This is a genomic window from Curtobacterium sp. PhB142, from assembly GCF_004341255.1.
GTDB lineage: Bacteria > Actinomycetota > Actinomycetes > Actinomycetales > Microbacteriaceae > Curtobacterium.
Genome location: NZ_SLUT01000008.1, coordinates 183,329 through 206,180, shown reverse-complemented (window position 1 = coordinate 206,180; position 22,852 = coordinate 183,329). Strand labels below are relative to the sequence as shown.

17 protein-coding genes are annotated in these 22,852 nt (G+C 70.5%); 9 read left to right on the top strand and 8 right to left on the bottom strand.

Features of this window, described 5'->3' with window-relative positions:
• Window positions 1–118: 118 nt before the first annotated feature.
• Complete coding sequence (locus EDF31_RS16430; protein ID WP_071255055.1) at window positions 119–343, bottom strand: hypothetical protein; 225 nt, start codon at window positions 341–343, stop codon at window positions 119–121.
• A 168-nt stretch (window positions 344–511) separates the two neighbouring features.
• Here EDF31_RS16430 and EDF31_RS16425 point away from each other — a divergent pair, with 168 nt between their 5' ends.
• Entirely contained in the window at window positions 512–2,638 is a 2,127-nt protein-coding gene (locus EDF31_RS16425) for a DNA topoisomerase IV subunit B (RefSeq protein WP_131846903.1), read from the top strand.
• A 269-nt stretch (window positions 2,639–2,907) separates the two neighbouring features.
• Here the strand turns inward: EDF31_RS16425 and EDF31_RS16420 are convergent, their stop codons facing one another.
• The gene (locus tag EDF31_RS16420; RefSeq protein WP_131846902.1) at window positions 2,908–5,394 is read right to left on the bottom strand and encodes a DNA topoisomerase (ATP-hydrolyzing); all 2,487 of its coding nucleotides are present in this window, start codon (window positions 5,392–5,394) and stop codon (window positions 2,908–2,910) included.
• A 26-nt stretch (window positions 5,395–5,420) separates the two neighbouring features.
• Between EDF31_RS16420 and EDF31_RS16415 the strand changes: the two genes are divergently transcribed.
• Complete coding sequence (locus EDF31_RS16415; protein WP_131846901.1) at window positions 5,421–6,587, top strand: nucleotide pyrophosphatase/phosphodiesterase family protein; 1,167 nt, start codon at window positions 5,421–5,423, stop codon at window positions 6,585–6,587.
• A gap of 47 nt (window positions 6,588–6,634) precedes the next feature.
• Here EDF31_RS16415 and sepH read toward each other — a convergent pair whose 3' ends face one another.
• The gene (gene sepH / locus EDF31_RS16410; protein WP_165901460.1) at window positions 6,635–7,660 is read right to left on the bottom strand and encodes a septation protein SepH; all 1,026 of its coding nucleotides are present in this window, start codon (window positions 7,658–7,660) and stop codon (window positions 6,635–6,637) included.
• Window positions 7,661–7,936: 276 nt separating this feature from the next.
• Between sepH and EDF31_RS16405 the strand changes: the two genes are divergently transcribed.
• Window positions 7,937–8,236 (top strand): DUF4193 domain-containing protein, encoded by a 300-nt coding sequence (locus EDF31_RS16405; RefSeq protein WP_031263038.1) that lies wholly within the window; start codon window positions 7,937–7,939, stop codon window positions 8,234–8,236.
• Between the two features lie 99 nt (window positions 8,237–8,335).
• On the opposite strand, the gene EDF31_RS16400 is transcribed toward EDF31_RS16405, so the two are convergent.
• Together EDF31_RS16400 and EDF31_RS16395 are read right to left on the bottom strand one after the other, a co-directional pair.
• Window positions 8,336–10,474 carry an acyltransferase family protein gene (locus EDF31_RS16400; protein WP_131846900.1) on the bottom strand — a complete coding sequence of 713 codons (2,139 nt, stop codon included), beginning with the start codon at window positions 10,472–10,474 and terminating at the stop codon, window positions 8,336–8,338.
• A gap of 29 nt (window positions 10,475–10,503) precedes the next feature.
• Complete coding sequence (locus EDF31_RS16395; RefSeq protein ID WP_123938171.1) at window positions 10,504–10,941, bottom strand: DUF3093 domain-containing protein; 438 nt, start codon at window positions 10,939–10,941, stop codon at window positions 10,504–10,506.
• A gap of 66 nt (window positions 10,942–11,007) precedes the next feature.
• On the opposite strand from EDF31_RS16395, the gene dut reads away from it, so the two are divergent.
• From dut to EDF31_RS16365, 6 genes are all read left to right on the top strand, one after another.
• Window positions 11,008–11,499 (top strand): dUTP diphosphatase, encoded by a 492-nt coding sequence (gene dut, locus EDF31_RS16390; protein ID WP_131846899.1) that lies wholly within the window; start codon window positions 11,008–11,010, stop codon window positions 11,497–11,499.
• Window positions 11,496–12,233, top strand: coding sequence for a DUF3710 domain-containing protein (locus tag EDF31_RS16385; RefSeq protein WP_243650098.1), 738 nt, complete (start codon window positions 11,496–11,498; stop codon window positions 12,231–12,233). Before dut ends, EDF31_RS16385 begins: the two co-directional genes overlap by 4 nt.
• Before the next feature lie 25 nt (window positions 12,234–12,258).
• Window positions 12,259–13,050, top strand: coding sequence for a DUF3159 domain-containing protein (locus EDF31_RS16380; RefSeq protein WP_123938170.1), 792 nt, complete (start codon window positions 12,259–12,261; stop codon window positions 13,048–13,050).
• A 129-nt stretch (window positions 13,051–13,179) separates the two neighbouring features.
• On the top strand, window positions 13,180–16,014 hold the full coding sequence (gene acnA, locus EDF31_RS16375; RefSeq protein ID WP_131846898.1) for an aconitate hydratase AcnA: 2,835 nt from the start codon (window positions 13,180–13,182) through the stop codon (window positions 16,012–16,014).
• A gap of 217 nt (window positions 16,015–16,231) precedes the next feature.
• Window positions 16,232–18,163: a 1-deoxy-D-xylulose-5-phosphate synthase gene (gene dxs / locus EDF31_RS16370; protein ID WP_131846897.1), complete on the top strand. Its 1,932-nt coding sequence runs from the start codon at window positions 16,232–16,234 to the stop codon at window positions 18,161–18,163.
• A gap of 68 nt (window positions 18,164–18,231) precedes the next feature.
• Window positions 18,232–18,966 carry a hypothetical protein gene (locus tag EDF31_RS16365; protein ID WP_131846896.1) on the top strand — a complete coding sequence of 245 codons (735 nt, stop codon included), beginning with the start codon at window positions 18,232–18,234 and terminating at the stop codon, window positions 18,964–18,966.
• A gap of 7 nt (window positions 18,967–18,973) precedes the next feature.
• Here EDF31_RS16365 and EDF31_RS16360 read toward each other — a convergent pair whose 3' ends face one another.
• From EDF31_RS16360 to EDF31_RS16350, 3 genes are all read right to left on the bottom strand, one after another.
• On the bottom strand, window positions 18,974–19,336 hold the full coding sequence (locus EDF31_RS16360; RefSeq protein ID WP_131846895.1) for a hypothetical protein: 363 nt from the start codon (window positions 19,334–19,336) through the stop codon (window positions 18,974–18,976).
• 131 nt (window positions 19,337–19,467) lie between these two features.
• Entirely contained in the window at window positions 19,468–21,612 is a 2,145-nt protein-coding gene (locus EDF31_RS16355; RefSeq protein ID WP_131846894.1) for a 3-hydroxyacyl-CoA dehydrogenase NAD-binding domain-containing protein, read from the bottom strand.
• On the bottom strand, window positions 21,609–22,829 hold the full coding sequence (locus EDF31_RS16350; protein ID WP_131846893.1) for a thiolase family protein: 1,221 nt from the start codon (window positions 22,827–22,829) through the stop codon (window positions 21,609–21,611). The genes EDF31_RS16355 and EDF31_RS16350 overlap by 4 nt, the downstream gene beginning before the upstream one ends.
• Window positions 22,830–22,852 lie beyond the last annotated feature (23 nt).

Below are 22,852 nucleotides of genomic sequence, written 5' to 3'. Positions count from 1 at the left end.
CGGTTCAATACCGAGCTCACGCCCTCGCGGCCTAATCTGACTTCACGGTCCAACAAACCGGGACCGGTTCACAGCTGGCACCGGGCCTCCCGTCTTGCTGTGCTCGCGCCTTCGCGCGCTACTTCGACTCGTAGAGTCGGCTGCTCTCGTCGTGCCACTCGATGGCGGTCGCCGCGAGCTTGTCCTTGAACTCTGCGCCGTGGTGCGCGCAGAAGAAGAGCTCGCCGCTCGACATGGTGGCTCGGATGTAGGCCTGCGCTCCGCAGCTGTCGCAACGGTCGGCGGCGGTCAGCTGGTGGTTGCTGACTTCGTCGATGGAGGGGTCCTGCACGGTCTGGGTCATTGCTGTGCTCCTCACGGATCGCAGGTGGTGCCGGGTGGTTGCACCATTTCAACACGTGATGCCTGAGAACGATGCATTGTGCAGCGCTGTTTCGCTGAGCGCGGATCGGTTGTCCCCAGTGCGAGTGTCCACGCCGAGGGTGTCGGTGCCGCTCGGTAGCATCGGACGGTGAGCTCCGACTACTCCGCACGCCATCTCTCCGTCCTCGAAGGGCTCGAGGCGGTCCGGAAGCGTCCGGGGATGTACATCGGCTCGACCGACTCTCGCGGCCTCATGCACTGCCTGTGGGAGATCATCGACAACTCCGTCGACGAAGCCCTGGCGGGGCACGGCGACGAGATCGGTGTCGTGCTGCACGCCGACGGTTCGGTCGAGGTCCGCGACACCGCCCGGGGCATCCCGGTGGACGTCGAACCGAAGACGGGTCTGACCGGGGTCGAGGTCGTGTTCACCAAGCTGCACGCCGGCGGCAAGTTCGGCTCCGGCTCCTACGCGGCCTCCGGTGGTCTGCACGGCGTCGGCGCCTCGGTGGTCAACGCCCTGTCCGAGCGCCTCGACGTCGAGGTCGACCGCGGCGGCAAGACCTACGCCATGTCGTTCCACCGCGGCGAGCCCGGCACGTTCGACGACGCCGAGGGCATCGGTCCGGACGCCCCGTTCAGCCCGTTCACCTCGGGCAGCGAGCTGCGGGTGGTCGGCAAGGTGAAGAAGGGCGTCACCGGTTCCCGGATCCGGTACTGGGCGGACCGGCAGATCTTCACCGCCGATGCGCGGTTCAGCACCGACGACCTGGTCACCCGGGCACGGCAGACGGCGTTCCTGGTGCCCGGGCTCGGCATCACGATCACCGACGAGCGCGTGTCCTCGATCGAGGCCGCTGCTGCGCGTGCCGAGGCGACTGGGACCGCCGTCGAGGCCGGCCCGGTCGTCGAGCGTTTCCGCTACGAGGGCGGCATCGGCGAGTTCGTCGAGCACCTCGCGGCCGACACCGCCGTCACCGACGTCTGGCGCGTGCAGGGCACCGGGACCTTCACCGAGACCGTCCCGATGCTCGACGACAAGGGCCACATGGTGTCCACGTCGGTCGAGCGCTCCTGCGAGGTGGACCTCGCGCTGCGGTGGGGCGACGGGTACGAGACGGTGTTCCGCAGCTTCGTCAACATCATCGCCACGCCGAAGGGCGGCACGCACCAGGCCGGCTTCGAATCCGGTCTGGTCAAGGCCGTCCGTGCGCAGGTCGAGGCGAACGCCCGCAAGCTCAAGGTCGGGCAGGACAAGCTCGACAAGGACGACGTGCTCGCCGGCATGACCGCCGTGCTGACCGTCCGGCTGCCCGAGCCGCAGTTCGAGGGGCAGACGAAGGAGATCCTCGGCACGCCGGCGGTCCGCAAGATCGTCGACCAGGTCGTGTCGAAGCGCATCACCGAGATCCTGACGTCGACGCAACGCACCGAGAAGGCCCAGGCCGCGACCCTGCTCGAGAAGGTCGTCGCGGAGATGAAGACCCGCATCTCTGCCCGCGCCCACAAGGAGACGCAGCGCCGGAAGAACGCGCTGGAGAACTCCTCGCTGCCGACGAAGCTCGCGGACTGCCGGTCGCAGGAGACCGAGGGAACCGAGCTCTTCATCGTCGAGGGGGACTCGGCCCTGGGGACCGCAAAGCTCGCACGCAACAGCGAGTACCAGGCGCTGCTGCCGATCCGCGGCAAGATCCTGAACGTGCAGAAGGCGTCCGTGTCGGACATGCTGTCGAACGTCGAGTGCGCGTCGATCATCCAGGTCATCGGTGCCGGTTCCGGCCGGACGTTCGAGATCGACCAGGCGCGCTACGGCAAGGTCATCATCATGTCGGACGCCGACGTCGACGGTGCCCACATCCGCACGCTGCTGCTGACCCTGTTCTTCCGGTACATGCGACCGATGATCGAGCAGGGCCGGGTGTTCGCCGCCGTGCCGCCGCTGCACCGGGTGGTCGTGGTGAACCGTGGCAAGCCGAACGACACGCTGTACACGTACTCCGAGCAGGAACTGCAGACCGTGCTGAAGAAGCTCGAGAAGACCGGCAAGAAGTACCAGGAGCCGATCCAGCGGTACAAGGGCCTTGGCGAGATGGACGCCGACCAGCTCGCCGAGACCACCATGGACCGCGCGCACCGGACCCTGCGGCGGGTGAACATCACGCACGCCGAGAGCGCGGCGAAGGTGTTCGAGCTGCTCATGGGGAACGACGTGGCCCCGCGCAAGGAGTTCATCCTGGCCGGCGAGGGCCTCGACCGCAACCGCATCGACGCGTAGCCGAGCGGCGGCGCTGGCCGCGCGGCCGCTGGCGCCGCTGGCCCGAGTCGCGGCGGCGCCGGGCCGAGTCTCGGCGGCGCTGGCCCGAGTCTCGGCCTCAGCGACTCGTCTCGGGCTGCGGGCTCCGAGTTCGGTCGCTCAGCCCGAGTCTCGGTGCCGCCAGAGCGACACCGTGCCGCCACCGTGCGCGGTCCGTGCCGCCGAAGCGACAGTGTCCCGCGAACTGTTCGCGGGACACTGTCGCTTTCGCGGGGAGGGGCTGCCGCGCGCTACGCGTCGCCAGCGGTGCCGTCGAGCGCCGCAGCACTGCCGCCGATCGAGCCGATGACCGCCTCGAGCGGCGCTCCCGACCCGTCACGCTTCGACAGCCAGTCGGGCAGCGTCCGCGCGGCGCCGTCCGCGCCGACCGCGTGCGGGGGAGCGATGCCCGCCCAGCCCACGGTGAGCCCGTCCTCGCCCTTCAGGAACGCGTGCGCCCGGACACCCTGGGTCGCCCGGCCCTTGGCGGGGAACTCGGACAGGGCGGAGACCTTGGCGCGGCCGGAGTCGGTGCCCGGAAGCGCCGTGGAGGTCGTGGACACGGTGGCGACCACGGCGTCGTCGGACCGGGCGACGGACCCGAACCAGATCACCGAGGACCCGGACGCGAGCGCCATGCCCGCGACACCGCCGGCCGGGAGCCCCTGGGCACGGACGCCGGACGCGGGGAAGCGCAGGAGCTGGGCGTTCGAGCTGATGAACACCAGGTCGTCGGACTCGGGTGCCTGGGCGGCGCCGATCACCGCGTCGCCGGGCTTCAGGCCGATGGCGACGAACTCGGGCTTGTCGGGCCAGGCTCCGGGGACGACGCGCTTCACGACGCCCTGCGCGGTACCGATGGCGAGGGAGTCCGACGACGCGCCGGACAGGTCGACGAGTGCAACGACCGTCTCGCCCTTGGTGAGCACCAGGAAGTCGGTGACCCGCACGCCGGCGTCGAGCCGGACCGCGGCGGGCGGCACCGCCGGGACGTCGACGGGGGAGAGCCGCAGGACCCGCCCGGTCGAGGTCAGCGCGCCGACCTGGCCCCGGACGGTGCTCACCACGGCGGACCGGACGGCGTCGTGCTTGGAGCGCTTCGGCACGCGGACGATGCTGAGCTCCGACGTCGGGATGTCGACGCGGATGAGCCGTCCGGTGGTCGAGAGCAGCACGCGGCACGGCGAGTCGGCGACCTGGAGGGACTCCGGGTCGACCGCGGCCTTGCGACCGCCCTTGACGGGGGCGTCGGCCTCGGTGAGCAGCGTGCGGCGCGGGGTGGCGAACTTGTCGGAGACCTCGGTGAGCTCGAGCGCGACCTGGGCACGGAGCCGTTCGTCGGACGCGAGGAGTTCCTCGAGCGCAGCGATGTCGGCGAGCAGCTGGTCGCGCTCGGCCTCGAGCTCCATGCGCGAGAACTTCGTCAGGCGTCGGAGCCGCAGTTCGAGGATGTACTCGGCCTGTACCTCGGACAGGTCGAACACGTCACGGAGCCGGCTCCGTGCGGCTTCGGAGTCGTCCGAGGTGCGGATGACCTGGATGACCTCGTCGATGTCGAGGATCGCGATGAGCAGTCCCTCGACCAGGTGCAGCCGCTCGCGACGACGCGCGAGCCGGTACTCCGACCGCCGGGTGACGACCGACAGTCGGTGCTGCACGTAGACGTCGAGCAGCTCGCGCAGCCCGAGCGTGCGCGGGGACCCGCCGACGAGCGCGACGTTGTTGATGCCGAAGCCGTCCTCGAGCGGGGTGTGCTTGTACAGCTGCTCGAGCACCGCGGTGGGGTTGAACCCGCTCTTGATGCCGATGACGAGCCGGAGCCCGTGGTTGCGGTCGGTCAGGTCGTTGACGTCCGAGATGCCGACGAGCTTCTTGGACTGGACGCCGTCCTTGATCTTCTCGATGACGCGCTCGGGGCCGACCAGGTACGGCAGCTCGGTGACGACGAGCCCGACCTTGCGCGGGGTGAGGTTCTCGACGCTCACCTTCGACCGGGTCCGGAACGTGCCGCGCCCGGTGGCGTAGGCATCGCGGACCCCGGAGAGCCCGACGATGGTGCCACCGGAGGGCAGGTCCGGCCCCGGGACGAACTCCATCAGCTCTTCGAGGGTGGCCTGCGGGTTCATCAGCAGGTGCTTCGCGGCCTCGACCACCTCGCCCAGGTTGTGCGGCGCCATGTTCGTCGCCATGCCGACCGCGATGCCGGACGCGCCGTTGACGAGCAGGTTCGGGAACGCCGCGGGCAGGACCCCGGGCTGCATGATCTGGTTGTCGTAGTTCGGGACGAAGTCGACGACGTCCTCGCCGAGGCCCTCGGTCATCGCCATCGACGGTTCGGCCAGGCGGGCCTCGGTGTACCGGGCGGCAGCGGGACCGTCGTCGAGCGACCCGAAGTTGCCGTGGCCGTCGATCAGCGGCACGCGCATCGTGAACGGCTGCGCCATCCGCACCAGGGCGTCGTAGATCGCGCCGTCGCCGTGCGGGTGCAGCTTGCCCATCACCTCGCCGGTGACGCGGGCGCTCTTGACGTGCCCCCGGTCGGGCCGCAGGCCCATCTCGGCCATCTGGTACAGGATGCGCCGCTGGACGGGCTTCAGGCCGTCGCGCGCATCGGGCAGCGCCCGCGAGTAGATGACGGAGTACGCGTACTCGAGGAAGGAGCCCTGCATCTCCTCGGAGACGTCGACGTCCTCGATGCGCTCACCGTCGGGCAGGCCGACTGCGTCCGTGCGTGCCATGGCACCTTTCTGGAAGACTCGTTGGAATGGGAACAAGCGTACCGACGGCCCCCGACGCCGCCGCGAACCTCGCCGACGTCTTCCCGAGTTGCCTCGTGGCGCTCGGGGCTGCGGACGGCGCGTGGTCGCGTGACCACGGCCTGGAGGCCCGGATCGCCCTCCGTCCCGCCCGTTCCGCGATCGTCGTCCTGGTCGACGGCCTCGGGAGCGTCGCGCTGTCGGCTCGCGCCGGACACGCCCGCTGGCTCACGGCCGCCAAGGGGTCCGGCACCGCGAAGAAGCTGCGCAGCGGGTTCCCGACCACGACGGCCGCGGCGCTGAGCACCCTGACCACCGGACGGTCGCCCGGCACGCACGGCGTCGTCGGCTACAGCGGCTGGAACCCGGACACCGGCGCCGTGATGAACCTGCTCGGCGGGTGGGACACCGAGGTCCCCGCGGACTGGTTCCTCGCCAAGACGCTCTTCACCCGCGCCGCGGAGCTCGGCGTCGACCCCGTCGTCATCGGCCCCGATCGGTACCGGGCGTCGGGCATGACCGCGAACGTCCTCGGCGGCGCGCGGTACGTGTCGGCGGACACGATCCCGGAGCGCATCGACGCTGCCCTGGCCGAGACCGCCACCGGTCGGTCGCTCGTGTACCTGTACGTGCCGGAGCTCGACTCGATCGGCCACAAGTCCGGGTGGCAGTCCGACCGGTGGACGGCGACGCTCGAGCTGCTCGACGGCGAGCTCGCCCGCCTCGATGCCCGCGGTGCGTCGGACGTGGGTGTCCTGGTCACCGCGGACCACGGTGTGCTCGACGTGCCCGACCACGCGAACATCGCCATCGACCCGCTCCTGTTGACGGACGTCGTCGGGGTGGCGGGCGATCCGCGGTGCCGCCAGCTCACGGTGGCGCCGGGCACCGACGTGCGCGGGCTGGTCGGGGCGTTCCGGGCGCGCTACGGCAAGAAGGCGTACGTCGCGAGCCGCGACGAGGCGATCGCCGCCGGGTGGTTCGGTGCGGTCGCGCCACAGGTCGTTCCGCGCATCGGCGACGTGATCGTCGTGGCACGCGGGTCGTGGGCGTTCAACGACGACCGCGCGCTGCGGGACGGCGAGGTACCGAAGCGCATGATCGGTCAGCACGGCGCGATGACCGACGAGGAGACGTTCGTCCCGCTTCGGCTTGCCGGGGCGTTCGCGCAGTAGCAGCCGGCCGCGGGTCAGTCCGAGCTGATCAGGTCAGTCCGAGCTGATCAGGCCGGGTCCTCCGGGCGGGTGCCGAAGACGATCTCGTCCCAGCTCGGCATCGACCGGCGGTTGCGCTTCTTGCGCTCCGCACGGCCCTCGGCTTCGGGCGCCGATGCCGGACGGGCGTCGGCCGACGGCGGGACGGTGTCGCCCTCTGGCTCGTCCTCGAACCCCTGCAGCGGGATGTCGACGACGCTGATCGAGGTGCCGCGGGCCGGCTCGTCACGCTGTTCGCCGAACGAGGCGGCCTCGCGCTCCCCACGGCGGCGGCGGAGCGCCTCGAGCAGGTCGGCGGTCTCGTTGCCGGGTGCGCGCTCCTCGACGGCCGCCTGGCCGATGCGGGGCAGCGGTGCACGGAGCGGTGCGCGGTCGGGGACGTCGGGGTTCGTGACAGCCTCGTCCTCTTCCTCGACGCGGAAGGCGCCGGAGTCGAAGCGGGTGCCGTCGTCGTCCTGCTGCTCGTACTCCACGGCGCGCAGGCGGGGCGCGATGCCCTCGTCGTCGGTGTGCGAGAGCCGGTGCGCGTCGCCGTTGTCCGGCACGAGCGTCGAGGTCTTCGGGTCGAAGCGCCACTGGGCGTCGTGCTCGACCTCGGCCGCGGTGTAGCGGACCCGGACCTGCCAGCCGCTCTCCGGGTGCTTCCACGAGCCCCAGCTGATCGCGGTGGCCTCGCCGGCTTCGAGCTTCGCGGTGATCGCCGCGCCGAACGTGTCGGGGGCCTCGTCGTCGACCGGGGTCACCGGGACGCGGTGCGAGGCGTCGAGGACGAACGCGCGCTCGGCGAGCACCGGGCCCTCGAAGCGTCGGACGTACTCGACGTCGACGTCGAGCGCGGCCGCGACGTCGGCGGCGTCGGCACCACCACGGATGCGGGCCTGGACGTCCTTGGGGGAGACCCGCTTCTGCGGACCGGCGTCCGGGTTGGCCTGACGCACCTGCCCCGGCAGCGAGGACGTGACGGGCAACCGGAACTCGGTACCGCCGTCGGTCGCCAGGAGGAGTGCGCCTGCCTCGACTCCGATGACTCTCACGTCTTGCATGGTCCAGCCTTCCCAGCGTCGCGTACGGTCGTGCGTCGTACCCCGTGAGTATGCAGTGGTCGCGGACGGTTTCCACGGAGGCGCACGGGCGTGCCGCGGAGTCTGCGCATCAGTGGCGACGGGTGTCGGGAATGTCCCGATCCGGTCACGGGTTGCAGCGCCGTGACGACCCGCCGCAGATCTCGGTTTGCACTCTGGCGGGACGTAGTGCAAACTGTCGCCGCCGATCACCCGGCGACGACCTCTCGATACGAGAAATGGATGGGCATGGCCACCGATTACGACGCCCCCCGGAAGACCGATGACAACTCCGATTCGGAGTCGATCGAGGCCCTCAAGGAGCGCGTTCCCGACAAGATGTCGGGGGTCGTCGACGATGATTCGGACAACCCCGGCAGCTTCGAACTCGCCGGGCAGGACCTGAGCGACGTCGACCTCGACGTCGTGGTGCTGCCCCCGCAGGTCGATGAGTTCACCTGCGTCGAGTGCTTCCTCGTGAAGCACCGCTCCCAGCTCGACCACGAGTCGAAGCTCGGGCCGGTCTGCGCGGAATGCGCAGCGCTCTAGACGCACTGATGACCGAAGGCCCCGCATCCTCCAGGATGCGGGGCCTTCGTCGTACGGTGCGGTGCGGACGCGCGCCGGGCCTCCCGTCAGCTGTGCGTGTCAGCGTCGCACCAACGCGTCCCAGTCGACTGCGCGACGCAGCACCGGGACCAGGCGGTCCGCGAACGCTCTCGTGGTGTGCACCTGGTCGACCCGGACGAGCGTGTCGTCGATCACCGCGGGGCACGACGAGCCGTCGCTGCTGCACGACCACGCGGCCATGTCGACGTACGCCGCGCCCGGTCCGCTCGAGCGGACCGCGGCGGCCTCCGCGGTGCGTTTCGCTCGGGCGTCCGGGGTGACCGAAGCGGCGCACGGTCCGAACCCGTGGATCCGGTCGGGGCACGTGGATGTGTCCGGACCGTACTGGGGTGCGCTGAGCACGAGCACGCGGCGGTGGTCGCGGCGGAACGCGCGGATCGTCTCGGCCATCGACCGTTCCCAGAGCGCGGCTGCACGGCCCGCTGGGAGGTCGCCGAGGTGCTCCCGGTACTCGCCCGTGACGGCGCTGATGACCACGAGTCGGGGGTCAGCCGCTGTGACCGCCCGGTGGAGGGCCCGTTTGGCCGTCAGACAGGCATCGGACCACCGGTGCCGCACCGCGCGTGTCGGGATGACGGCGCTGCAGCTCGCCACGCCTGTCACGCCGATGGCGGTACCCGTCGGTAGCGCTCCGACGACGGTCGGCGACCACGCGACGGTGGTGGAGTCGCCGACCACGAGCACATCGGCCCCGGTCGTCGTGCCGCACGTCCGGAGGGGCTCGCCGACGCCGACGAGGCAGCCGCCGTCCCGCATGGCGGGCGGCAGGGAGGCGCGGGTGGCACCGGCGGCGAGTGCTGTGGCGTCCGGGTGCCCGTCGACGGCCACGGCGCTGCGGAGTGCGCGAGCGTCCGCGAACGGGAGTCGCTCGGGGGCGTTCGTGGGTGGTCGCTCGAGCAGCCGCGCCGCGGAGGCCGGATCCCCGACGGTCATCGTGGTGACCGACAGTGTGACCACGATCGCCGGGACCACCAGTGGGAGCCGTCGGAGGCGTCGGAGGCGCTGTCGGTGTCGTGGCCGGTGCCCGGCGGGACGTCGGGTCCGGAGCGGCTCCTCGACGTACCGCGTCGAGAGGGTGGCGAGCACGAGTGTGACCGTCACCGCAGCCGCCGTGCCCATCGCCCCGGGGGCGACGACGGCGGCGAACACCAAGAGCGGCCAGTGCCAGAGGTACGCCGAGTAGGAGACCCGGCCGAGCGCGACCACGGGCCGGACCACCCACCGCACCGCGGGGAGCCGGAGCTGCAGGTCGCCGGCCACGAGCACCAATGCGGTCCCGACGACGACCGGGACCGTCGGGAACGGCGACACGGGGGCGAGGAGCACCCCGATGATGACGCCACCCGCGCCGACCGATCCGAGCCCGACGGTGACGGCTGTCGGCAGTGCCCGCGGCGTCGGGTGCGCGGTCACGGTCGACCGCGTCGCCACGGTCGACCGCGTCGCCACGGTCGACCGCGTCGCCACGGTCGGCAGCGTCGCCACGGTCGCTCCGAGGAGGAGCTCCCATGCCCGGGCCCAGGTCTGGAAGTAGGCAGAGTCCGTGACGGGACCGGCGCCGACGGCGACGACGGTCCCGACGGCCGTGAGCGTGGCGACCACAACAGGGACCAAACGAGCGCGCCGACGTCCGCAGACCGCCAGGACGGCGAGCAGGAGCACCGGCCACACGGCGTAGAACTGCTCCTCGACGGCCAGCGACCAGAAGTGCCGGAGCGGCGAGGCCGCGGTCTCGGCGAAGTAGTCGGCATCCTGCCGGACGAGATGCCAGTTCATCGTGCCGACGAGCGCCGCGAGGGCGTCGCCGAGCACGGACACGAACCTGGGCCGGAACCAGAGCGCCGCCGAGACCGACACGGTGACGACGACGACCACGAGCGCGGCGGGGAGGAGACGCCGGATCCGACGGACCGCGAACCCGACGAGGTCGATGCGGCCGGTGCGGACGTGCTCAGCGAGCAGGCTCCGCGTGATCACGAACCCGGAGAGGACGAAGAACACGTCGACTCCGAGCCACCCGCCGGCAGGGGTGCCGAGCGCGTGTTCGGTGATCACCAGGGCGACCGCGACGCCGCGCAGGGCCTCGACATCGATCCGCTTCGTACTGGGTGGTTTCGTACGGGGTGGTTTCGTACGGGGTGGCGGAGAACGATCCATCACCCCAGACTGGCATGTGAGATACCAGGTCAGCGCGTATGTTGCATGGCCTCGACCACCTTGGTGGGCTGCCGGACGCTGACCAGCCAGTAGGGCGTCGGGTCGGCGTCGTCGCGGACCTCGACCTTGACGACCCCGCGCACGTAGCCGCGGAAGAGCGTCCACGCTCGTGCGTCGAGCTTCGGGCCGCGCTGCGTGGTCGCCTCGGCGCCCTCGAACGCCTCGACGCTGCCGACGAGTGCGCGGGGGAGGTGCGCCTTGCCGGCGCGGAACTCGCTGTCCGTGACCTCGATGGTGGGTGCGAGTGCCCACAGGAGCACGAGGACGCCGAGCTCCATGCCGATCGCCACGAGCACACCGGCGAGCACGCTGATGGGCAGGAACACGAGCAGGGTGGCGGGGATGACGAGCGCCGTCGCCAGGTACAGGGCGGGCGGGGCCCAGAGTCGTTCGCGGTACAGGGTCACGGGTCCATTCGACCACGACTCGGGGCAGGTCACGGTCGGGTCACGTCTCTGCACTACCCTCGACACGTGACCGAACCAGTCGACGTCCTCTGGACCGGGGAGAACCGCCCCGGACACGCCCACCCCGGCGACGCCGGTGCCGACCTCGTCTCGACCGAAGCCTTCGTGCTGCAGCCGGGCGAGCGCCACCTGGTCGCGACCGGGCTGCGGATCGCGCTCCCCGAGGGGTACGCCGCGTTCGTGGTCCCGCGCAGCGGGCTCGCCGCCAAGCACGGCATCACCATCGTCAACAGCCCGGGCACGGTCGACTCCGGGTACCGCGGTGAGATCAAGGTCTCGCTGCTCAACACCGACCGGTCCGAGCCGTACGAGGTGCACGTGGGTGACCGGATCGCACAGCTGATCGTCATGCCCGTGCCGCGGGTGACGTACACGCACGTCGAGGAACTCCCCGACAGCGTCCGGGGCCAGGGTGGCTTCGGCTCGTCCGGCTACGGTGACCGGAGCGGGGCCGTGACCGGCACCGCCGATGATGTTCAGGAAGGAACGCGCGCATGAAGTTCGGTCGACGCAAGCGTGACGAGGGCGAGGTGGCCGAGGTCGAGGTGGCCGAGACCGTCGCCGACGAGGTCGAGATCGCGGACACGTCCCCCGAGGTCGACATCGCGACGGACGCCGACGCGGACCTCGACGAGGTCGACGCGGTCGCCCCGACGGACAAGTCCGCCCCGGAGGACCGTGCTGAGAACGGCCCGCACGACGAGACCGAGGCGAACCTGGTCCGTCCGTACGTCGACCTGGGCGGGGTGAAGGTCCTGCCGCGCGAGGGGCTGCACCTGCGCCTCGAGGTCGAGGAGGGCTCGCAGCGCGTCGTCGCGGTCGGGCTCGACTACGACGACTCGACGCTGCAGGTCCAGCCGTTCGCGGCACCCCGCTCGACGGGGCTGTGGCACGAGATCCGCGCACAGATCGCCGAGCAGATCGAGCGCCAGGGCGGTGTCGTGACCGAGGTCGACGGCCCGTTCGGCCCCGAACTCCGCGCGTCCGTGCCGGTCGCGGTCGACGGCGGCGGCGGCGCGGCCGGCGTCCGGCCGGCCCGTTTCGTCGGCGTCGACGGCCCCCGGTGGTTCCTGCGCGGCGTGATCGCCGGCAAGGCCGCCGAGCAGCCCGACGACGCGAGCGAGATCGAGGAGCTGTTCCGCAGCGTCGTCGTCGTGCGCGGCACGACGCCGATGCCGCCGCGCGACCTCATCCCGCTGCACATGCCGAAGTCGACGCAGACCGCGATCTGACGACCTGACCCGCCCTGGAGGCACGGTGCCGGAACACGACGACACCCACCGACCCGAGACGGCCGGGTCCGAAGCCGTGCCCGCGTCCGCTGGGATCCCTGACGCTGCGTCGGCTGCGCCGTCGTTCTCGGCGCAGTTCCGCGACGCGGTGCAGAACGCGGGCATCGCCCGCGTCGCTCCTGGCGAGGCGCCCTCCGGGCGCGCGCTGCTCGGAGCGGTCGGCGGGATCCGCGGGCTCGCGGAGTCGGTGCTGCCCGGGTTCGCGTTCCTCGTGGTCTACGCGATCACGAAGGAGCTCGTGCCGAGCGTCGTGATCCCGGTCGTCGTCGGCCTGGTGTTCGTCGTGCTCCGCCTGGTGCAGCGACAGTCGCTGACGATGTCATTCGCGGGCATCCTCGGCGTCGCGGTGTCGGCCGGCCTCGCCCTCATCACCGGACGCGCCGAGAGCAACTTCATCCCGGGGATCATCATCAACTCGGTGTGGTTGGTCGGGCTCCTGGTGTCGCTGGCCGTCCGCTGGCCGCTCATCGGTCTGGTCGTCGGGTTCCTGCTGCCGGCGAACGAGGACGGCTCGCACGTCGACTGGCGCGCCGACCCGGTCAAGCGCCGTGTGCTGACGGTCGCCACCTGGATCTGGGTCGGGCTCTTCGCACTCCGCCTGGCCGTCGAGGTGCCGCTCTACCTCACCGCGCAGGTCGAGCTGCTCGCCGGCCTCAAGCTCATACTCGGCGTCCCGCTCTACGCCGCCGTGCTCTGGGTCACCTGGCTGCTGGTCCGCACCGTGTTCGTGCGGAGGGACGACGCCGCCACGGTGTAGAGTTGTCTCGACATCAAGAGACTTTCCCGTCCGGCGCTCCGGCGTCAGCGGGATTAGGTTTGCCTTGCTGGTGGGACGGACCACGGCCCGCGATGATGAGGGCAAACCGATCAGTAGGGAGGCGGCACGGTGGCTGCAGTCAATAGCTTCGGCTCGAAGGACACACTGTCGGTTGGGGGTGTCGACTACGCGATCCACCGGATCGACACGGTGCCCGGGCACGAGAAGCTCCCGTACAGCCTGAAGGTGCTGCTCGAGAACCTCCTCCGCACCGAGGACGGCAAGAACGTCACCGAGGCGCAGATCCGCGCGCTCGGCTCCTGGCGCCCCGACGCCGATCCGGACACCGAGATCCAGTTCTCGCCGGCGCGCGTCGTCATGCAGGACTTCACGGGTGTGCCGTGCATCGTCGACCTCGCCACCATGCGCGAGGCGATGGCGGACATCGGCGGTGACCCGAACAAGATCAACCCGCTGTCCCCGGCCGAGATGGTCATCGACCACTCGGTCATCGCCGACCTGTTCGGCAGCACGGACGCACTCCAGCGCAACACCGACCTCGAGTACGAGCGGAACGGGGAGCGCTACCAGTTCCTCCGCTGGGGCCAGACCGCGTTCGAGGACTTCAAGGTCGTCCCGCCGGGCACCGGCATCGTGCACCAGGTCAACATCGAGTACCTGGCGAAGGTCACCTACACGCGTGACTTCGACGGCGAGACCTACGCCTACCCGGACACCCTCGTCGGCACCGACTCGCACACCACGATGGTGAACGGGCTCGGCGTGCTCGGCTGGGGCGTCGGCGGCATCGAGGCCGAGGCAGCGATGCTCGGCCAGCCGGTGTCGATGCTCATCCCGAAGGTCGTCGGCTTCAAGCTCTCCGGTGAGATCCCGGCCGGCGTGACCGCGACCGACGTGGTGCTCACCATCACGCAGGAACTCCGCAAGCACGGTGTCGTCGGCAAGTTCGTCGAGTTCTACGGCGAGGGCGTCAGTGCCGTCCCGCTCGCGAACCGCGCCACCATCGGCAACATGTCGCCCGAGTTCGGCTCGACCGCTGCGATCTTCCCGGTCGACGACGTCACGCTCGACTACCTGCGCCTGACCGGTCGCGACGAGGCGCAGATCGCCCTGGTCGAGGCGTACTCCAAGGCCCAGGGCCTGTGGCACGACGCCTCGGTCGAGCCGGCGTACTCCGAGTACATGGAACTCGACCTCTCAACGGTCGTGCCGTCGATCTCGGGGCCGAAGCGTCCGCAGGACCGCATCGAACTGTCCAAGGCGAAGGACCAGTTCGAGGTCGACCTGAACAACTACACGACCCCGAGCGAGCAGACCGACCTCGACGACGCGGTGGAGGAGACCTTCCCGGCCTCCGACCCGATCGCCGCGGGCTCGACCAACGAGGACACCAACCTGCACGAGCACGTCTACGTGTCGAGCGCCCCGTCGACGGCCTCGGCCCCGACGAAGGTCGCGATGGACGGGGCCGACCCGTTCACGATCGACCACGGTGCCGTCGCGATCGCCGCGATCACCTCGTGCACGAACACGTCGAACCCGTCCGTCATGATGGCGGCCGGCATCCTCGCGCGGAACGCCGCCGCCAAGGGCCTCACCTCGAAGCCGTGGGTCAAGACGACGCTCGCCCCCGGTTCCAAGGTCGTCACCGACTACTACGAGAAGGCCGGTCTCACGACCTACCTCGAGCAGCTCGGCTTCTACACGGTCGGCTACGGCTGCACCACCTGCATCGGCAACTCGGGCCCGCTGCCCGAGGAGATCTCGCAGGCCGTGCAGGACAACGACCTCGCCGTCACCGCCGTCCTGTCGGGCAACCGCAACTTCGAGGGGCGCATCAACCCCGACGTCAAGATGAACTACCTGGCGTCCCCGCCCCTGGTCATCGCGTACGCCCTCGCCGGGTCGATGCACTTCGACTTCGACAAGGACGCCCTCGGCACGGACCAGGACGGCAACGACGTCTACCTGCAGGACATCTGGCCCGACGCGGCCGAGGTCCAGCAGGTCATCGACGAGTCGATCGACACCGAGATGTTCACCCACGAGTACGGCTCCGTGTTCGAGGGCGACGACCGCTGGAAGAACCTGCCGACCCCCACGGGCGACACCTTCGAGTGGGACCAGGAGTCGACCTACGTGCGGAAGCCCCCGTACTTCGAGGGCATGACCATGCAGCCCGACGCGGTGTCCGACATCTCCGGCGCCCGCGTGCTGGCGAAGCTCGGTGACTCGGTCACGACCGACCACATCTCGCCCGCCGGCTCGATTAAGGCGGACAGCCCGGCCGGCAAGTACCTGGCGGCGCACGACGTGGACCGCAAGGACTTCAACTCCTACGGCTCGCGTCGCGGCAACCACGAGGTGATGATCCGCGGCACGTTCGCGAACATCCGTCTGCGCAACCAGCTGCTCGCGTCCGCGAACGACGGCGCTGGCGTGGAGGGCGGCTACACCCGTGACTTCACGACCGCCGACGGCGAACAGTCGTTCATCTACGACGCCTCGCAGCACTACCAGGAGCAGGGCATCCCGCTCGTCATCTTCGGTGGCAAGGAGTACGGCTCGGGCTCGTCGCGCGACTGGGCGGCCAAGGGCACGAACCTGCTCGGCGTCCGCGCCGTCATCACCGAGAGCTTCGAGCGGATCCACCGCTCGAACCTCATCGGCATGGGCGTCGTCCCGCTGCAGTTCCCGGCGGGCGAGACGGTCGAGTCCCTCGGGCTCGACGGCACCGAGGTCGTCTCGATCTCGGGCCTGACCGAGCTCAACGAAGGCCGGACCCCGAAGACCGTGTACGTGACCGCGACGCCGAGCGAGCACTCGCCCGCCGGCAAGCAGCCGGTCGAGTTCGACGCGGTCGTTCGCATCGACACCCCGGGTGAGGCCGACTACTACCGCAACGGCGGCATCCTGCAGTACGTGCTCCGGTCGCTCGTCTGAGTCAGTTGAACGACAGGAGCGACGCGCGCACGGGGCGCTGACGCGACCACATGGCGGACTGGAGGCCCGTGGCGACACCGCCACGGGCCTCCCGCGCGCTCCGCATGATGCGACGCGCCAGCGGCGCGCGGCGCCAGCGCCGACCGAGCCTGCGAGGTCGGTTGAATGGGAGTCCACGAGAATAGAGTGGGCCGACAGCCCCACGAAAGGAGCGCCCGTGAGCCTGCTCAGCAGCATCACGTCGCCGCGCGACCTGAAGCGTCTCTCCGACGCGCAGATGACCGACCTCGCCACCGAGATCCGCCGGTTCCTGGTGGCCGAGGTCGCGAAGACCGGCGGGCACCTCGGACCGAACCTCGGCGTCGTCGAGCTGACGCTCGCGATGCACCGGGTCTTCGACTCGCCGAACGACCCGTTCGTGTTCGACACCGGGCACCAGTCGTACGTGCACAAGCTCGTCACCGGGCGGCAGGACTTCTCGAAGCTCCGCGAGCGGGGCGGCATCGCCGGCTACCCGCAGCGCAGCGAGTCCGAGCACGACATCGTGGAGTCCTCGCACGCGTCGTCGTCCCTGTCCTGGGCCGACGGGATCTCCCGCGCGTTCGGGCAGACCGGACAGACCGACCGCACCGTCGTCGCGGTGGTCGGTGACGGCGCCCTCACCGGTGGGATGACGTGGGAGGCGCTCAACAACATCTCGGACGACAACGACCGCCGGCTGGTCATCGTGGTCAACGACAACGGCCGGTCCTACGCCCCGACGATCGGTGGAATGGCGCGGTTCCTCAGCTCGATGCGGACGCGGCGCGAGTACCGGGCGCTGTACGAGACCTCGCGGGCGGTGGCGGACCGGTTCGGTGCCCCCGGACGTGCGGTCTACCGGGGGATGCGTGGGGGCCTGCACGGGTTCCTGTCGCGGTTCACGAACAACGAGGCGCTGTACTCGAACCTCGACATCAAGTACATCGGCCCGGTCAACGGCCACGACCAGCGGGCGATGGAAGCGGCGCTCCGCCAGGCGAAGGCCTACGGTGCCCCGACGATCGTGCACGCGATCACCGAGAAGGGGCACGGGTTCGAACCCGCCCTGCGCGACCAGGCCGACCAGTTCCACGCCGTCGGACACATCGACCCGGAGACGGGGGAGTCGCTCGACGCCGCGTCGGGGCCGTCGTGGACCTCGGTGTTCGCGTCTTCCCTGGCTTCTGTGGGCGATTCGGACCCCCGTGTCGTCGCGATCACGGCAGCGATGCTCCGACCGACCGGACTGCACCTGTTCCAGGAGCAGCACCCCGACCGCGTGTACGACGTCGGCATCGCCGAGCAGCACGCCGTGACGACCGCCGCCGGTCTCGCCTACGGCGGCCTGCACCCCGTGGTGGCTCTCTACGCGACCTTCCTCAACCGCGCCTTCGACCAGGTGCTGATGGACGTCGCGCTGCACAAGGCCGGCGTGACGTTCGTGCTCGACCGCGCCGGCATCACCGGACCGGACGGGCCGTCGCACCACGGCATGTGGGACCTCGCGTTGCTGCAGGTCGTGCCCGGCATCCGGATCGCCGCACCCCGTGACGCAGCGACCCTGCGCGAGGAGTTCCGCGAGGCGATCGCCGTCGACGACGCCCCCACCGTCCTCCGGTGGTCGAAGGGCCAGGTCGGGCCGGACATCCCCGCCGTCCGTCGTCTCGCCGACGGGGTGGACGTGCTGCACGCCGCCGCGGACGGCGTCGAGGACGTGCTCTTCGTGGCCGTCGGCTCCATGGTGCCGACGGCGCTCGAGGCCGCGGCGCTGCTCGAGGCGCAGGGCATCGGCGTCACCGTGGTCGACCCGCGCTGGGTGGTCCCGATCCCGGGCTCGCTCATCGAGCTGTCGCGGACGCACCGGCTCGTCATCACGATCGAGGACGGCGTGCGCGTCGGTGGCGTCGGGACCCGGCTCCGGCAGGACCTGCGGGCCGCCGGGGTCGACACGGGCGTGAACGAGCTGGGGCTGCCGGACGAGTTCATCGACCACGCGACCCGGTCGCAGATCCTCGCCGACGTCGGGCTGACGGCGCAGGCGATCGCCTGCGACGTGATCGACCAGGTCGTCGGGACGAAGTTGCCGCAGGCGAAGCCCGCGCGGTCGCGGGAGTCCGCCGACCGCTAGGCGGGTCGCGGAGGGTCACGCATGCCGACAGGGGCATGTCCTTCGGGGACGTCTGGCAGGATCGCCGCATGCGACGGGGGTTCAGGACGACGGCGGTGGCGATCGGTCTCGCGGTGGTGGCGCTGTCCTCAGGGTGCGCAGCGATGAACGACGGCACGGTCACGCCGGAGCTCGGCGCAGATGCCCGGGTCGGCGCCAGACAGACGATGCACCGTGTGGTCGACTGGGAGGGCACCGCCGCAGTCCACCGGGTTGATGCCACCTGGACCGACTCGTGCGGCCACGCGAGCAACTCCGGGTTCTTCCAGCCCGCTTCGGGCACGACGTGTCGGATCGACGCCGGAGCGGTGTACACGATCGACGGTGCAACCACACCGGTCGACGCGGTGCGCATCGCCGGACCGGCGCTGCGCACGGGCGGCCTGACCGACGAGGACCTCGTGGCACAGGCGATCCAGCCGGACGGATCGACACCGTACTTGGTCGACATCGGTGGGCGGCAGTCGATCGCACTCGGCAACGACCTCGGGCAGGACCGGTTCGCGGTCGTGCGGGTCCGCGGTTGGGACGGGTCACTCGGATTGTGGCAGTCGGAGGGATCGTCCGTCGTGCAGTCCGCACCGGGTCTCGGCGTCGACCGACGCGACGGCGCTGTCCGGGCGAGCGGGGCGGACTACGTGCTCGTCGTGACGCACAGCGCCGCGTACTTCACGTCGTACGACAACGAGCCGCCCGAGCCGCCGGCACCACGGCCGTCGGTCCCGCCGTGCTTCAGCGGCAGCAACGACTGCGTGGGCGGCTGACGGCGGCTCACGACGGGGGCGCTGCCGGACCTGGTGCAGCTGCTGACCGCAGCGCAGCGAGGATCGCCCGCGCCATCGGCGTCACCCAGAGGACCTGGCCGGAGTCCAGACCGTCGCGGCCCTCGCGGAGGATCTGGACGCGGGACGACGAGGCCGACTCGCGCCGGAAGGTCAGGACGATGTTCTCGGCCCGCATCGCGAACGACGTCCGGCGGGCGATGACGGCGCCGTCGTCGCGGATCTCCATGGCCGCGGCACCCGGAACGGCATCGACTGCTCGCCGGAGCAGGGCCGGTACAGCGTCGAGCGGGACCGGCAGGACCACGGACGGCCCTGCGGCGGTCTTCGGTGCCCACCACTCCTGCGTCACTCCTGCACCGTACGCCAGGCAGCAGAACACCGGTGTTCGTGCGTCGCACCGCGGGATGCGGGGGTTCAGTGCACGAACACCGGTGTTTTGCGGAACCAGGCGGTCCTGTGGAGGCGCGGGACTCGCGCCGGCTAGCGGGAAGCCGGGCCGACGATCAGCGGGTCGTGGAAGCTCCCACCGAAGACGCGCTCGGACGCCCCACTGCGGTCGAGGTAGGGGCTGATCCCACCGGCCTGGAACGGGTAGCCCGCACCGAGGATCAGGCCGAGGTCGATCTCCTCGACGTGCTGGACGACCTCGTCCTCGAGCATGCGGTGCAGCTCGTCGGCCAGGGCGTCCTCGAAGCGCTGCTGCATCGCGGCAGCGTCGACGGGCTTCGCGTCCTTCTTCGACGGCGCGACGAGCTTGACGGCGGCGGGGTCGTACCCGGTCGCGTTGCCCTTCTTGTCGCGGGTCAGGATCTTGCCGTACTCGGCGATCTTCTTCAGCCCGTCACCGGGGTAGAAGCGCTCCGGCCAGGCAGCGTGGTGCGAGTCGAGCACGTGCGCTCCGACCGGCAGGCCCACGAGCTCGAGTAGTTCGAACGGCGACATCGGCAGTCCGAGCGGCGCGGCACCGGCCGCCACGACGTCGAACGAGGTGCCCTGCTCGACGCCGCGCATCGCCTCACCGAGGACCCGTGCGAGCACCCGGTTGACGACGAAGCCCGGCTGGTCGGCCGTGATGATCGCCGTCTTCTTGAGGGTCTTCGCGACGGCGAGTGCCGTGACGAGCGTCTCGTCGGAGGTGTCGGCGGTGCGGACGACCTCGAGCAACGGCATCACGGCGACCGGGTTGAAGAAGTGGAACCCGACCAGGCGCGACGGGTCGGACAGCACCGAGCCCATCTCGGAGACGGACAACGACGAGGTGTTGGTGGCGAGGATGGCGTCCGGCGCGATGACCTGCTCGATCTTCCGGAAGACCTCTTGCTTGACGCTCATCTCCTCGAAGACGGCCTCGATCACCCAGTCGGCGTCGGCGAAGGCGTCGTACGACACCGACCCGCTGACGAGTGCGGTGATGCGGTTCGCGTCGTCGGGGGAGATCCGCCCCTTCTCGAGCAGCTTGCCGACCTCACCGCGGATCCGCTCCACACCGGCGTCGACGCGGGACTGGTCGACATCCGTGATCACGACGGGGACGCCGAGTCGTCGGGCGAACAGCAGCGCGAACTGCGAGGCCATGAGACCAGCGCCGAGGACGCCGACCTTCGTGATCTTCTTCGGCTCAACGCCCTCCGGAGCACCGACGGGCTTCTTCGCACGCTTCTGCACCAGGTCGAACGCGTACATCGACGCGGCGAACTGGTCACCGGAGAGCAGGTCGGCAAGGGCGTCGTCCTCGTCGGCGAACCGTTCGTCCAGGGAACCGCCGCGAGCGGCGGCCACGAGGTCGAGCGCGCGGAACGGCGACTTCGGCACCGTCCCGATCTTCGACGCGACCTGCCCACGGGCGACCTTGACGACCGTGCCCCATGCAGCCTTCTCGAGCATGCCGGGTTCATTGGGCCGCTTGACCGACACACGACCGGCGATGACGCCGTCGGCCCAGGCGACTGCCGACGGCAGGAACGTCACCGACGGGATCAGCACGTCGCCGATGCCGATCTCGACCGCGGCCCGGCCGTCCATCAGGCGGTTGTTCTTGAGGGGGTTCTCGACGATGACCCGCAGCGCGCGCTCCGGACCGATCAGGCGGGGGAGCAGTGTCGCGCCGCCCCAGCCCGGGATGATGCCGAGGAAGACCTCGGGCAGGCCGATCCCCTGCGCCGCGGACGAGAACACCCGGTAGGTGCAGTGCAGCCCGATCTCGAGCCCACCGCCGAGGGCCAGGGTGTTCACGAAGGCGAACGACGGCACCCCGAGGTCGGAGAACTTGCGGAGGGTGGCGTGCCCGAGAGCGGCCAGGTCATGGGCGGCCTCGCGTGAGGGCACCGCGGCGGCCTGGGACAGGTCGGCCCCGGCGGCGAAGCAGTACTCCTTGCCGGTGATCGCGACGCCCTGGATCGTGCCGGCGGTCGCCTCGGTCTTCAGGGTGTCGAGCACCCCGGAGAGTTCGCGGAGCGTGCGCGGCCCGAGGGTGCTCGGACGCTTGTAGTCCTTGCCGTTGTCGAGCGTGATGAGCGCCAGGGTGCCACCGGAGGGCATCGTGACGTGCTTGACGAACGAGTGTGTGACGACCTCGTCCTCGCTGAGTTCGGACAGACGGTCGGTGTCGACGGTGGTCATGCTCATGCCCCTTTCCGAGCCGAACGTGCTGCGGACTTGCTGAAGCCGGGGTTCTCCCAGATGACGGTGCCGCCCTGGCCGAGCCCGACGCACATCGTGGTGATGCCGTACTGGACGTCCGGGCGCTCGGCGAACTGGGCGGCGAGCTGGTTCATCAGGCGGACACCGCTCGATGCCAGCGGGTGACCGACGGCGATCGCGCCGCCCCACGCGTTGACGTTCGCGGAGTCCTGCGGGATGCCGTAGTTGTCGAGGAACGCGAGCACCTGCACCGCGAACGCCTCGTTGATCTCGAACAAACCGATGTCGTCGATCGACAGGCCGGCCTTCGACAGCGCCTTGTCGGTCGCGGGAACCGGGCCGACGCCCATGACCTCGGGCTCAACGCCGGCGAAGGCGAACGAGACCATGCGCATCTTCGTCGGCAGGCCGTGCTCCTTGGCGCCCTCGGCCGAGGCGAGCAAGCTCATTGTCGCGCCGTCGTTGAGGCCGGCGGCGTTGCCGGCGGTGACCCGTCCGTGCGGGCGGAACGGCGTCTTCAGCGCGGCCAGCGCCTCGAGCGTGGTGCCCGGACGCGGCGGCTCGTCGGTGCTGATGACGTCCCACCCGTCGCCCTTGTTCACCTCGACCGGGATGACGTCGGGCTGCAGCTTGCCGGCGGCCCACGCCGCGGCGTACCGCTGCTGGGACTGGACGGCGTAGGCGTCCGTGCGGTCCTTCGTGATCGCCGGGAAGCGGTCGTGCAGGCGCTCGGCGGTGGACCCCATCACCAGCGCGTCGCTCGACACCATGCGTTCGGCGATGAACCGCGGGTTCGGGTCCGAGTTGAAGCCCATCGGGTGGCGCCCCATGTGCTCGACACCCCCGGCGATCGCGATGTCCGCGGCGCCGAAGGCGATGGCACCCGCGAGGGTCGTGACGCTCGTCATGGCCCCGGCGCACATGCGGTCGATCGCGTACCCGGGGACCGACTTCGGCAGGCCGGCCAACATGCCGACGGTGCGGCCGAGGGTCAGCCCCTGGTCACCCTGTTGCGTGGTCGCCGCGACGGCGACGTCGTCCACCGCTGCGGTGTCGAGCGAGGCGTTCCGGTCGAGCAGTCCGCGCATCGCGTGCACCGCGAGGTCGTCGGACCGGGTCTTCCAGAACACCCCCTTCTCGCCGGCTCGTCCGAACGGCGTCCGTACTCCGTCCACGAACACGACGTCTGATGCCTTTGGCAATCCGGGCCTCCCAGATCCTCTTC

Excerpts from the sequence above, each read along its gene's own strand:
- EDF31_RS16430 (WP_071255055.1), bottom strand. The coding sequence starts at position 343 with ATGACCCAGACCGTGCAGGACCCCTCCATCGACGAAGTCAGCAACCAC.
- EDF31_RS16420 (WP_131846902.1), bottom strand. The coding sequence starts at position 5,394 with ATGGCACGCACGGACGCAGTCGGCCTGCCCGACGGTGAGCGCATCGAG.
- EDF31_RS16415 (WP_131846901.1), top strand. The coding sequence starts at position 5,421 with ATGGGAACAAGCGTACCGACGGCCCCCGACGCCGCCGCGAACCTCGCC.
- EDF31_RS16405 (WP_031263038.1), top strand. The coding sequence starts at position 7,937 with ATGGCCACCGATTACGACGCCCCCCGGAAGACCGATGACAACTCCGAT.
- EDF31_RS16400 (WP_131846900.1), bottom strand. The coding sequence starts at position 10,474 with ATGGATCGTTCTCCGCCACCCCGTACGAAACCACCCCGTACGAAACCA.
- EDF31_RS16385 (WP_243650098.1), top strand. The coding sequence starts at position 11,496 with ATGAAGTTCGGTCGACGCAAGCGTGACGAGGGCGAGGTGGCCGAGGTC.
- EDF31_RS16365 (WP_131846896.1), top strand. The coding sequence starts at position 18,232 with ATGCGACGGGGGTTCAGGACGACGGCGGTGGCGATCGGTCTCGCGGTG.
- EDF31_RS16355 (WP_131846894.1), bottom strand. The coding sequence starts at position 21,612 with ATGAGCATGACCACCGTCGACACCGACCGTCTGTCCGAACTCAGCGAG.